This is a genomic window from Paenibacillus sp. Marseille-Q4541 (genome assembly GCF_018310695.1).
Lineage (GTDB): Bacteria > Bacillota > Bacilli > Paenibacillales > Paenibacillaceae > Paenibacillus.
In genome coordinates, this window is the sequence record NZ_JAGXCY010000037.1 from 1 (window position 1) to 12,442 (window position 12,442).

Here is a 12,442-nt window from a genome sequence, read left to right on the forward strand (position 1 = left end):
ATGATTCTGACTATCTTTGCTTTTTTCTGACTTATCAAATTTTTTATCTCCGTGAAAGAAATCTTTGATGCCTTTGTAAACCTCCAAATTGTTCACATCATCGACAAAATCCAGTATGATGATTGAAGAGATATTTTTTACCATGATGTCTGCTATGCCTGGAATTTTTTATTAATCTTTAATAATGTAACTGTTTTCATTTTTGATTTATACTCTATTTTGCAACAAAAGGAGAGATGTGAAATGACAGCTACCAAAGGTCTTGAAGGCATTGTGGCAACAACTTCCTCGATCAGTTCCATCGTTGATGGTGTCCTGACTTATCGTGGTTACGATATTGATGAATTAGCTTCAGGTGCTTGTTTTGAAGAAGTCGCTTACCTGCTCTGGTTTGGTAAACTGCCAAATAAGGGTGAACTTGATAACCTTAATCAGAAACTAAGTGAATATGCACCAATTCCTGATGCACTCATTTCTCAAATTAAATTATATCCGAAAGACTTAAATACGATGGCTGCTCTCCGTTCTGCAATTTCAGCGCTTGGGTTATATGATGAAAGTGCGGAAGATGATTCTCAAGAAGCTAACGAGACAAAAGCAGTGAAGTTACAGGCACAACTTCCTACGATCGTTGCTGCAATTGCTCGAATTCGTGAAGGGAAAGAACCAGTTGCTCCTAAACAGGGTGTATCTATTGCCGAAAACTTTCTTTACATGCTGACTGGGGAAGAGCCGACAGAAACATCAATTAAGGCGCTTGATCAGGCACTTGTTCTTCATGCAGACCACGAGCTTAATGCGTCTACATTCGCTGCGCGTGTGACTGTAGCTACGTTGTCGGATATTTATTCCGGTGTAACTTCAGCTATTGGCGCACTCAAAGGTCCTCTCCACGGGGGAGCGAATGAAGCGGTAATGAAAATGCTGAGCGAGATCGGCTCCAAAGAGAACCTGGAATCTTACATTCAGCAAAAGCTGGATAATCGTGAGAAGATCATGGGCTTTGGACATCGTGTTTATAAAAATGGTGATCCACGTGCGAAACATCTGCAGAAGATGTCTCTAGAACTTGGAGAGCAAAATGGAAATACCGATCTATATGAGATGTCGGTTCGTATTGAAGAACTGATCACATCCCAAAAAGGTCTGAAACCAAATGTCGATTTCTACTCCGCTTCTGTGTACACTCAGCTTGGTATCGAAAGAGAGTTATTTACTCCAATCTTTGCGATCAGCCGTGTATCCGGATGGACAGCTCACATTCTGGAACAGCTTGCAGACAACCGTATTATTCGTCCTCGTGCGGAGTATACAGGTCCTACGAATCAAAAGTATGTACCGATTGAACGTCGCTAGTCGCTAAGAAACATGTATAATAATAGAAGGTGTCTTGGCATGTCTTTCCCAAAAGGGATATTGCTGTAAGACCCTTCTCTGCCATGTCATACGTTGATTTATAAAACAAGGAGGAAATAAACAATGCCAAACTTTGAAAAATTCGCACTCCCTACTGAAGGCGAGACAATTACTATTGATAATGGACAGCTTCAAGTTCCTAACCAACCTATCATTCCTTTTATCGAAGGTGACGGAACTGGCCGTGATATCTGGAAAGCTTCCAAACGAGTGCTTGATGCAGCTGTTGAGAAAGCATATAACGGCGAAAAGAAAATTGCTTGGTATGAAGTTTTTGCTGGTGAAAAAGCATTTAATACATACGGAGAGTGGCTTCCTGCTGATACACTTGAAGCAATCCGTGAATATATCGTAGCAATTAAAGGACCTTTGACTACACCTATCGGTGGTGGTATTCGTTCTTTGAACGTAGCACTTCGTCAAGAGCTTGATCTCTATGTGTGCTTGCGTCCGGTTCGTTACTTCGATGGAGTACCTTCTCCAGTAAAACGTCCTGAACTCGTTGATATGGTCATTTTCCGTGAGAACACAGAGGACATTTATGCAGGGATTGAGTACCAAGAAGGTTCAGAAGAAGTGAAAAAAGTAATTCAGTTCCTGCAACAGGAAATGGGTGCTAACAAAATTCGTTTCCCTGAAACTTCAGGTATCGGTATTAAGCCGGTTTCCTCCGAAGGTTCCAAGCGTCTTGTACGTGCGGCAATTGAGTATGCAATTACTCATGAACGTAAGAGCGTTACACTCGTACACAAAGGTAATATCATGAAATTTACTGAGGGTGCTTTCAAAAACTGGGGTTATGAAGTGGCTGAGGCTGAATTTGGTGATAAAGTATTCACTTGGGCTCAGTACGATGAGATTAAAGAAAAAGAAGGTACAGATGCAGCGAATGCAACTCAAAAAGCAGCAGAAGATGCAGGCAAAATCATCATTAAAGATGCGATTGCAGATATCGCCCTTCAACAAGTTCTTACTCGTCCAGCTGAATTTGATGTAATTGCAACCCTTAACCTGAATGGTGACTATCTGTCCGATGCGCTTGCTGCACAAGTTGGCGGTATCGGTATTGCTCCTGGAGCAAACATTAACTATGTGACTGGACATGCTATCTTTGAAGCAACACATGGTACTGCTCCTAAATATGCTGACAAAGACGTAGTTAACCCAGGTTCTGTTATTTTGTCCGGCGTTATGCTTCTTGAGCATTTGGGCTGGCAAGAAGCGGCTGACCTCATCTACAAAGGTATGGAAACTTCTATCAACAACAAAACCGTTACTTACGACTTTGCACGTTTGATGGATGGCGCTACTGAAGTGAAATGTTCTGAGTTTGCTGACCAAATTATCACTAACCTGTAAGGGGAGCGGATAAAAATGACAATTCAACGCAAAAAAATTACTGTTGTTGGCGCTGGTTTCACTGGCGCTACTACAGCACTTATGCTAGCTCAGAAAGAACTTGGTGATGTTGTCCTTGTTGATATTCCGCAACTTGAGAATCCAACCAAGGGAAAAGCACTCGATATGCTCGAAGCAAGCCCAGTTCAGGGCTTTGACAGCAATATCGTAGGCACTTCAAATTATGAAGATGCAGCTAATTCTGATATTGTCATTATCACAGCAGGAATCGCCCGTAAACCGGGTATGAGCCGAGACGATCTCGTAAACACCAATGCAGGGATCGTGAAATCCGTTTGCGAAAATGTCAAAAAATATTGTCCTGAATCAATCGTTATTATTTTGAGTAACCCAGTTGATGCGATGACTTATGCAGCTTATCAAGCACTCGGTTTTCCTAAAAACCGTGTCATTGGTCAATCTGGTGTACTAGATACAGCTCGCTATTGCACATTTATTGCACAAGAACTGAATGTGTCCGTTGAAGATGTACGCGGATTCGTACTTGGCGGTCATGGTGATGATATGGTACCTCTCGTACGTTATTCCAGTGTTGGTGGTATTCCTATCGATACATTGATTCCGCAAGATCGGATTGAATCCATTGTACAGCGTACTCGTGTTGGTGGTGGAGAAATCGTAAACTTGCTGGGTAACGGGAGTGCTTATTTTGCACCGGCTGCATCACTCGTGCAAATGACAGAAGCGATTTTGAAAGACAAAAAACGGATTATTCCAGTCATTGCTTATCTTGAAGGGGAATATGGATATAATGACTTGTTCCTCGGTGTTCCTACCATCCTGGGTGGTAACGGAATTGAGAAAGTATTTGAGCTTGAACTTACGGCAGAAGAGAAAACAGCCCTTGATAAATCCGCTGAATCTGTGCGTAATGTCATCTCTGTCGTCAACGTATAGTTCTGTATTGAATAATTAGTGAATAATTAGTGAATGAATGATGAGGAAATCCTGCAAATCAGCAGGGTTTCCTTTTCTTTAGGCTTAATAATCAGTATAATTTGGGAGATGGGAATAGGACGGACGAGGTCCTTCTTCCAATTCGTCCATGGACTGATTCCGGTTTTATTTCTATGGGTAATATTATTCTATGTTCTAATAGGAAAGGAGTGAAATGAAAAGATGGGTTCAGTCATGTATTTTGTACACATTCTCGGAGCAGTATCCGTAGGATATTATCTACTGCTTCCATTTGTGGTTAGTGCACTGATGAAACTAGCTACTCCTGCTCAAGAAGGCAGTATCGCTGCTGTCAGATCATTCAATCGTATTGCACAATACGGTTTGATCATTCAGCTGATTACAGGCGGTTACATCATGAGCAAAGGCGAGTATGAAGTTTCCTGGATGATTGTTGTTGTTGTGATCTTCCTTGCAATGCTTGCTATCGGTGGAATTATGGGTAAATCACTTCGTCTTGGAATTGCAGGAATCCAAGAAAAACGCGATATCAGTGCGGAAAAAAATAAACTGCGTATGTTCAGCATTATTTTGGCCGTATTGTTACTCGTTATGCTTGGAGTTATGGTATACCCTTGGTAGAAATAAGCTAGGGAAATACATAATGGATGTAAAGCAATTCATCAAGATGTATTCATGGAAAAAGACAGAGGAATTCGCATTTAATTGCGTTTTCCACTGTCTTTTTTGTGTTCTGTTGTTTGTTTTTTCGAATGGAGATCAAAAAGATTTTTGATCTGTTAAAGGCTTTTTTTGATGGGAGCTAATCGTTTCATACTCAAAGGGAGGGGTAAAAGCATAGTGGGAGGATGCTATCTGCGTCAGATCAATACATACGGAAATAGCGTATAAGCAAGACACGATTAGCCATCCTATAAGTTGTTTAAGAGAGAAATTAACGATGACGATATCAAAAAATGAAAGGGAGAATCGATTATGCCACAAAGTCAGAACAAGACATTACCACCGCAGCAACAAAATAAACAGCCAGGAATTGAATCGGAAATGACTCCAAGACCGAAATATAAAGGAGAATCATATAAAGCAGCTGGAAAACTTGAAGGAAAGGCAGCACTGATTACAGGCGGTGATAGCGGGATAGGAAGAGCGGTTGCAGTAGCTTATGCGAAAGAAGGTGCCGATGTATCTATCGTATATTTAGATGAGCACAGCGACGCTGAAGAGACGAAAAAGCATGTTGAGCAAGAGGGAGTTAAATGTATCCTGATTGCTGGTGATATCGGAGATTCCTCATTTTGCAATGAAGCGGTCAAGCAAACGGTGGATGAATTAGGTAAGCTTAACATTCTCGTTAACAATGCTGCTGAACAGCATCCGCAACAAAATTTTGAAGACATTACAGATGAGCAGCTGGAAAAAACGTTCCGTACCAATATATTTAGTATGTTCTATATGACAAGAGCTGCAATGCCTCATCTAAAAAGTGGAAGTGCCGTTATTAATACCACTTCTATAACTGCTTATCGAGGCAGTGAAAATTTGATAGACTACTCTTCAACAAAAGGAGCCATTACTTCGTTTACTCGTTCCCTATCCATGCATTTGGCGGACAAAGGAATCAGGGTAAATGCAGTAGCACCCGGACCGATCTGGACTCCGCTAATTCCGTCTACTTTTGATGAAAAGAAAGTGAGTGAGTTTGGAGCAACACAGCCGATGAAACGACCAGGAGAGCCAGAGGAACTCGCACCGGCTTATGTATACCTAGCGTCTAGTGATTCATCTTACGTAAGCGGTCAAGTTATCCATGTTAATGGTGGAGAAGTAGTCAATGGTTAATCTATAATTACACTTATCAGGTCTTATACGGAGGTTCCGTATGAGGCCTTTTACTTCTATTTATAAAAATTTACATAACAGACGAAGTACTCCGTATAATCTGTGGTATGATCAAATTTATATAACCAAGGGAAGGACTCGTACATATATGGGATCTTGGTCACTTCGTTTTGCTACCTGGTTTGAAAAATACATGTATATTATTATTCCGTTCTCACTTATTATAGGGATGGTTTTTTCTGAGCTTTTTTTGCCTTTTATCTCCTTGGTCCCTTATCTATTTGGATTTGTTACGTTTGTAATGGCTTTAGGATGTGGTCTGGGACATTTGAAAAATGTGGTGCTTAAACCGGCTCCGGTACTGATAACGTTGCTGCTGGCGCATGTGCTTACTCCATTAATTGCTTATGCTCTTGGAGCTACTCTTTTTGGAACGGGATCGGACTATACCGTGGGACTTGTTTTATTTACTATTATCCCTTTAGGTGTCTCCTCTGTGTTATGGGTTGGTATGTCTTATGGAAGTGTACCTTTGATGCTTGCTATGGTAGTTCTAGACTCAGCCCTCAGCCCACTAGTTGTACCAGGTTTGATTGAACTTTTTTTTGGTGCAGACATCAAATTTGATACGGCTCGACTTATGGAGGATTTACTCCTTATTATCGTCGTTCCAACGGTGCTCGGTGTTGGTATCTATGAAATTTCAAAAGGGGAATTCAAAGCATGGTCAGCCCCTGTGACATTGCCTTTATCTAAAATTTTCTTCGCAGCCGTTGTCCTTTTGAATGCGGCAGCGATTGCACCTCATATGAGAACATTGAAAGCAGATGTAGTACTCGCTACGATTGCTGTTGTTTTGCTAGTTGCGATGTGCTATGGAATTGGTTTTGTAGGTTCATATCTTATACGAAACGTTTCCCGGGAAATAAGTATCACGATGTCATACGCTACAGGAATGCGGAACATTTCGCTTGGACTTGTTCTAGCAATGGGTTATTTCTCTCCGCAAGCGGCCATTCCCGTTGTTCTGGGGATCATGATTCAGCAACCTATAGCAACTCTACATCATGCTTTACTTCAACGTTTCTTTCCAGCACAAAGGAGAGAAATGTAAATATTTATTTTGAAATAACACCATAAAGGAAGATGAAAAACACATATGAAGACATTTCGTTTTCGGCTGACGGCCATTATGATGACTCTTATCTTTATTTCTGTCTTAACGGCAGGAATAGCTCTTGGTCAAGTATTTAAAGATTTGCATATTAAGGCTCTTGAAGAAAATATGGTGCGAGAAATTAATCTTCTACAATCCACCTTTTCTTTTAAAGATACTGCAGATGAACAGAAAACCGTAATTGAATATTATACCGAAAAAGCAAAAGAGCTTGAGGAACTTACAGATTCCAGAACGACCTTCATCTTAAGAGACGGTACCGTTATCGGTGATTCAGAATATAACGCCGAAGAAATGGACAACCATTTGGGGCGTGAGGAAATTATGTCCATCACAGAAGGAACAAATTCTTACGGACAATCCATTCGAACGAGCGACACACTTGATCAAGAAATGTTGTACATCGCTCTGCCAGTGACTTCGGCGGACGGGGCTTTTGACGGGTATATCAGACTTTCTATGAGCTTGAAAACAGTAGATGAGGGGCTTGGACGTGGATGGCTTCTCATGATCTTCACACTTCTTGTTTTATTTATAGTCGTGGCTTTTGTTTGCTATCGGGTAGGGAAAAGTTTGACGGGTCCAATAGAACATGTCACAAAGGTTGCCAATCAAATATCCAAATTGGATTATGATGCAAGAGTTAGGTTTATACGAGACGATGAAATTGGCCAGCTAGGAATTGCAATCAATGGAATGGCAGACAGTCTTCAAGCTCAGCTCAAAATGATTCGTGACAGTGAGGATCTAGTACAGAGTGTGATGAGCAATATGACGGGCGGTATCATTATGATTGATGCTACTCAAAATATTGCTGTGTTGAATAAAGAGAGTGAACGTATGCTCGGTATTGAGCAACATCGTGTAACCGGTAGGCCTTATCTTGAACTTAAGCGGCATTATGAGCTGACAAAAATTATAGAAGCATCGATTGAACATAGAGATCGAGTGCAAGAAGAGGTGCGGATATATAATCCAGAAGAATTGATTGTTCGTATAGACGGGGTTCCTATGAATGAAAATGATGGAAGTTATCGCGGTATGCTGTTCTTACTTCAGGATATAACCGCTATACGCCGACTTGAAAATATGCGGAGTGAGTTTGTAGCGAATGTATCCCATGAATTGAAAACTCCTGTAGCTGCCGTTAAAGGTTTTGCTGAAACCCTTTTGAGCGGTGGGGTGAAAGACGAGGAGACCATGCGCTCCTTTTTACAAATTATTTATGATGAAGGGGACCGGCTCAACCGTTTGATCGGAGACATACTGGAATTGTCCAAAATAGAGTCTAAACGATCTAACTTGGAGTGTTCTCCAGTTCATCTCCACTCGTTTTTTGAAATGGTAACAGGCACGTTAGGTAATGCAGCACATAAAAAACAGATTCGCCTTCTTGTTGACGTACCCGAGGAGTTATTTATTGAGGCAGATGAGGATAAACTGAAACAAATCTTTCTTAATTTAATTAGTAACGGGATCAACTATACGCTGGAAGGCGGACAAGTAAAAATCCAGGCTTCGATGATCAGTGAGGAGGAGGGAGACGAACAAATTCTCTTCCACATTAGCGATACTGGAATAGGGATTCCGAAAGCCGACTTGCCTCGTGTATTTGAACGGTTTTATCGGGTGGACAAGGGGAGATCACGTAATTCCGGTGGAACGGGGCTTGGGTTATCTATCGTTAAACATTTGGTAGAACTGCATCATGGAACATTGATGGTGGAAAGTGAGCTAGGAACGGGGACGACGTTTACCGTTGCGCTACCACTTCTTCAGGATCACTCAGATGAAGAATAGATTTTGAGGATTGTTTTGTACAGAGTATATACAAACTGTCATATTTTACACCACGATAACAAAGAAGTGATATTATATGAACAGAATGAACATGAAATGAAAGCAGGGGATATAATGGCACAGCGATTATTAGTTATTGAAGATGAGCCTACACTAGCAAGATTACTCTCCTATAACTTGACGCAAGAAGGTCATGATGTAACGGTAGAAGATCACGGCACAGCCGGTTTTGATAGAGCCTCTTCACAGGAATTTGATCTTATTTTACTGGATATTATGCTTCCTGGGATGAATGGTCTCGAGATACTCAGTAAGCTCAGAAGTACGGGAGTTAAGACCCCAGTCATTATATTAACTGCTAAAAACGGGGAAAATGAAGTTGTTCAAGGATTAAAGCTAGGCGCTGATGATTATATTACGAAACCATTTGGTGTCTCTGAACTACTAGCTAGAGTGGATGCAGTACTTCGAAGAGTTTCTGGTGTTGAAGAGCAGCCGGAACAAATAGAAGAAGACGGATCTCGTATAGTTCTTGGTGAACTAGAGATCTATCCGAAGAAATATGAAGTGCTACTCAGTGGCCAATCGATACAATTACGGCCTAAAGAGTTTGAGGTGCTTTTGTACTTGGCGAAAAAGCCGGGCGTTGTATTGACGAGAGATGATCTGATGAATGCCGTTTGGGGATTTGACTATATTGGGGGGCAGCGGACCGTAGATGTTCATGTGAGTTCTTTGCGCAAAAAACTTGAACTTGATCCGGAAACGGTTCATATCGATTCGATCCGTGGAGTAGGCTACAAACTTGTGGCAGGAAAGCGGAAGTCTGTTGCCCAACAAAGAACATAATTTATAGTTTTTACATCCCCTTAACATATAAAGGTTATCCTGTTTATCTGTACTTCTTATAATCATTGTATAGAATACTGTAGCTAGAGGGGATAAGCAGATGTTAAATTCAGGTACTGAGGTAAAATCCTATTGCCGTATGTTTCCGATGATTACAGAGGAAATGAATGGCAAAGGATTATTTACTATGATGAAGCAGAAACCAGAACTTACCTGTGTCGTTGTGGGGGATAAGGATAAGAAAGTGATTGGATTAATTATGAGAGATACCGTTTTTCAGCGTTACGCAAATCGCTTTTCTGCTGAATTGTATGATCATAAAGCAGTCACTTTTTTTATGAGCAAAGAGCCACTTATTCTGGACCTCAGCATATCTGCTGATAAAATCATTGATTATGCTCTGAGCCGTGAAGATGAAACATTTAATGAATGTGTTATTATAACGAATAAGCAGGAATATATCGGAATTCTTACAATAAGAGATCTCATGAATATGGCACGGGATATCCAGCAAGATCTAATGAAATCACGAAGCCATGTTATACATGAGAGTGAAATGAAGCTCAGACATGTGGAAAAAGCAGTATTCAGTGTGAGAAATGCTGTACAGAAAAATACGATAGGTATTACCCAGTTGTCTGCTCAAACGCAGGCAGGCAATGCTTCTTATCGTAATATCTCTCTTTCCTACTCTGCAGTTCATGAACAAATTACCAAGCAACAAGAGTATGCTGTTAATCAGCTTCATAGCATACACGACATAGAGGGTCTCATTTCGACCATCCGTGAATTGGCAGATCGCAGTAATTTACTTGCATTAAATGCAGCGATTGAAGCTGCTCATGCAAAGGAACATGGACTGAGTTTTCGTGTTGTAGCGGATGAAGTACGTAATTTATCTATTCAGACGACAGGTGTTGCATCGCTAATCACCGAATTATTAGACGCAATTCGAGACAAGATAGAGGAGAGCGTTGTCTTAACAGAACAAGGAGTCAAATATATTGAGTCGAGTAAGGAAGAGATTAGACAGGGGCAGGAAGCTTTGTCTGCCACGGGATTCACTGCTCAGCAGATGGAATTCATCGGAAATGAAATTGGAGAAGCAGCCTCTGAGGCTGCAAATATTGCAGAAGCCGTCCGCTTATCGTTGACCAATTTACAGGATGAGCATCCTCTAAACCTGAAAGCGATCTGTTAATATGTGGATGGTCCTGATTTTACATTTTACATAGCGTTAACAAATGTTTATATAGCCTTTACAATAAGACGTTACAATGAGATTGAGCTTTTATTTTGTGAGGCTTTTTTGCGTATTACAAAATGATCCTCACTATGCAGTAAAGGAGATAACATTGGAATGAACAGCACGATGATAAATATTAAAAACTTGAATCTATATTATGAATCTTTCCAAGCGCTAAAAAATGTAAATCTGGAGATCCCTAAAAATACAGTGACTGCTTTTATCGGTCCTTCTGGTTGTGGGAAATCGACGCTTCTCCGCACGTTAAACCGTATGAATGATATGATTAATGGCACGAGAATTGAAGGAAAAGTAGAGATCGATGGACAAGATATCTATGGTGAAGATCTTCCGATAGAAACACTTCGAAAACGAGTAGGTATGGTATTTCAACAACCCAATCCGTTTCCAAAATCAATTTATGATAACATTGCTTATGGCCCACGTCTTCATGGAACAACAGATAAAAAGGTACTCGACGAGCTTGTTGAACAAAGTTTGCGCCAATCTGCACTATGGGATGAAGTTAAAGATTACCTGAAACGTTCGGCACTGAGTTTATCTGGAGGTCAACAGCAACGTCTATGTATTGCACGTGCTTTGGCTGTTCAGCCAGAAGTATTGCTTATGGATGAAGCAACATCAGCTCTTGATCCGATTTCTACTCTCAAAATTGAGGAACTTGTACAAGAGCTTAGAGATCAATATACCATTGTTATGGTTACTCATAACATGCATCAAGCGGCACGTGTCTCAGGTAAAACCGTTTTTTTCCTAAACGGTGAAGTTATTGAGGCAGCTGAAACGAACGAAATTTTCTCCAATCCACAAGACCATAGAACAGAAGACTATGTGTCTGGACGATTTGGTTAAGGATTGCACGAATAAATAGCTATATTTCATTTACACGAGGAGGAACGGCAAGCATGATTCGTAGAAAAGGATTTGACCGAGAATTAAACGAGCTTCGTGATTTGTTGCTCAAGATGGCGGAACACGTAAATACAGCCTTAGTAGATGCTATCAAAAGTTTGAAGTCAGGTGACCTGGAACTTGCGCATAAGGTCGTCTCAGAAGATGTACAACTGAATGCTATGGAAGAACAAATCATGGATCTCGGTTCTAAGTTGATTATTACACAGCAGCCTGTAGCGAAGGACTTAAGACGGATCATCGTAGCTTTTAAAATTTCCAGTGATTTAGAGCGTATGGGTGATCTAGCGTTAGATATTGCAAAAGTAACACAGCGTATGGAAGGTCAGAAGTTAATTAAACCTCTCGTCGATATCCCTCGTATGGGTGATATTGTTAAAATCATGATTGATGATTCGATAAAATCATACTTAGAGGAAAACTCCGATTTGGCGTACAAAATGGCTAAAACAGACGATGAAGTAGATCAATTATACAGTCATATGATAACTGATCTATATGCATTGATGTCGGAGCATCCACAAGATGCATCTCAGGCTATGTTGCTTATGCTAGTAGGTCGCTACATTGAGCGGATTGGTGATCATGCTACCAATATCGGTGAAAGTGCAGTATATCTAGTGACAGGTAAACGCCCAGATCTTAATCAATAACCCTTACAAGAAAGGGGTTATAACTGTTAATTTACAACAGAATTATCCTTGAATTTCAGTTTTTTTTGAAATTTTCGGATAATTCTGTTTTTTTATGTTCAAAAGTGGGTAATAATACTCTGTCAGTTGAGCAACTCACCTAGCAAATTTCATGAAGATACTGGAATGAGCCGCTTATGACATCGGCTCTTT

At 40.6% G+C, this 12,442-nt stretch carries 11 protein-coding genes; all 11 read left to right on the forward strand.

The annotated features are described in order from the left end of the window. The first annotated feature begins 243 nt into the window (after positions 1-243). On the forward strand, positions 244-1,356 hold the full coding sequence (gene citZ / locus KFT32_RS23030) for a citrate synthase (RefSeq protein WP_211749784.1): 1,113 nt from the start codon (positions 244-246) through the stop codon (positions 1,354-1,356). Positions 1,357-1,479: 123 nt separating this feature from the next. Next, positions 1,480-2,775: an NADP-dependent isocitrate dehydrogenase gene (gene icd, locus KFT32_RS23035; RefSeq protein ID WP_211749785.1), complete on the forward strand. Its 1,296-nt coding sequence runs from the start codon at positions 1,480-1,482 to the stop codon at positions 2,773-2,775. Positions 2,776-2,790: 15 nt separating this feature from the next. Further along, positions 2,791-3,732 (forward strand): malate dehydrogenase, encoded by a 942-nt coding sequence (mdh, locus tag KFT32_RS23040; protein WP_211749786.1) that lies wholly within the window; start codon positions 2,791-2,793, stop codon positions 3,730-3,732. Between the two features lie 222 nt (positions 3,733-3,954). Continuing rightward, complete coding sequence (locus tag KFT32_RS23045; RefSeq protein ID WP_211749787.1) at positions 3,955-4,374, forward strand: hypothetical protein; 420 nt, start codon at positions 3,955-3,957, stop codon at positions 4,372-4,374. Positions 4,375-4,728: 354 nt separating this feature from the next. After that, positions 4,729-5,592, forward strand: coding sequence for an SDR family oxidoreductase (locus KFT32_RS23050; RefSeq protein WP_211749788.1), 864 nt, complete (start codon positions 4,729-4,731; stop codon positions 5,590-5,592). A gap of 148 nt (positions 5,593-5,740) precedes the next feature. Then, positions 5,741-6,706, forward strand: coding sequence for a bile acid:sodium symporter family protein (locus KFT32_RS23055; protein ID WP_211749789.1), 966 nt, complete (start codon positions 5,741-5,743; stop codon positions 6,704-6,706). A 45-nt stretch (positions 6,707-6,751) separates the two neighbouring features. Next, positions 6,752-8,569, forward strand: coding sequence for a two-component system histidine kinase PnpS (gene pnpS / locus KFT32_RS23060; RefSeq protein WP_211749790.1), 1,818 nt, complete (start codon positions 6,752-6,754; stop codon positions 8,567-8,569). Positions 8,570-8,683: 114 nt separating this feature from the next. Next, positions 8,684-9,418: a response regulator transcription factor gene (locus KFT32_RS23065; protein ID WP_211749791.1), complete on the forward strand. Its 735-nt coding sequence runs from the start codon at positions 8,684-8,686 to the stop codon at positions 9,416-9,418. A 100-nt stretch (positions 9,419-9,518) separates the two neighbouring features. After that, the gene (locus KFT32_RS23070) at positions 9,519-10,619 is read left to right on the forward strand and encodes a methyl-accepting chemotaxis protein (RefSeq protein ID WP_211749792.1); all 1,101 of its coding nucleotides are present in this window, start codon (positions 9,519-9,521) and stop codon (positions 10,617-10,619) included. A gap of 159 nt (positions 10,620-10,778) precedes the next feature. After that, positions 10,779-11,537, forward strand: a complete 759-nt coding sequence (gene pstB / locus KFT32_RS23075) for a phosphate ABC transporter ATP-binding protein PstB (RefSeq protein WP_211749793.1) — start codon at positions 10,779-10,781, stop codon at positions 11,535-11,537. A 53-nt stretch (positions 11,538-11,590) separates the two neighbouring features. Next, positions 11,591-12,250, forward strand: coding sequence for a phosphate signaling complex protein PhoU (gene phoU, locus KFT32_RS23080; RefSeq protein ID WP_211749794.1), 660 nt, complete (start codon positions 11,591-11,593; stop codon positions 12,248-12,250). Positions 12,251-12,442 lie beyond the last annotated feature (192 nt).

Excerpts from the sequence above, each read along its gene's own strand:
- citZ (WP_211749784.1), top strand. The coding sequence starts at position 244 with ATGACAGCTACCAAAGGTCTTGAAGGCATTGTGGCAACAACTTCCTCG.
- icd (WP_211749785.1), top strand. The coding sequence starts at position 1,480 with ATGCCAAACTTTGAAAAATTCGCACTCCCTACTGAAGGCGAGACAATT.
- mdh (WP_211749786.1), top strand. The coding sequence starts at position 2,791 with ATGACAATTCAACGCAAAAAAATTACTGTTGTTGGCGCTGGTTTCACT.
- KFT32_RS23045 (WP_211749787.1), top strand. The coding sequence starts at position 3,955 with ATGGGTTCAGTCATGTATTTTGTACACATTCTCGGAGCAGTATCCGTA.
- KFT32_RS23050 (WP_211749788.1), top strand. The coding sequence starts at position 4,729 with ATGCCACAAAGTCAGAACAAGACATTACCACCGCAGCAACAAAATAAA.
- KFT32_RS23055 (WP_211749789.1), top strand. The coding sequence starts at position 5,741 with ATGGGATCTTGGTCACTTCGTTTTGCTACCTGGTTTGAAAAATACATG.
- pnpS (WP_211749790.1), top strand. The coding sequence starts at position 6,752 with ATGAAGACATTTCGTTTTCGGCTGACGGCCATTATGATGACTCTTATC.
- KFT32_RS23065 (WP_211749791.1), top strand. The coding sequence starts at position 8,684 with ATGGCACAGCGATTATTAGTTATTGAAGATGAGCCTACACTAGCAAGA.
- KFT32_RS23070 (WP_211749792.1), top strand. The coding sequence starts at position 9,519 with ATGTTAAATTCAGGTACTGAGGTAAAATCCTATTGCCGTATGTTTCCG.
- pstB (WP_211749793.1), top strand. The coding sequence starts at position 10,779 with ATGAACAGCACGATGATAAATATTAAAAACTTGAATCTATATTATGAA.
- phoU (WP_211749794.1), top strand. The coding sequence starts at position 11,591 with ATGATTCGTAGAAAAGGATTTGACCGAGAATTAAACGAGCTTCGTGAT.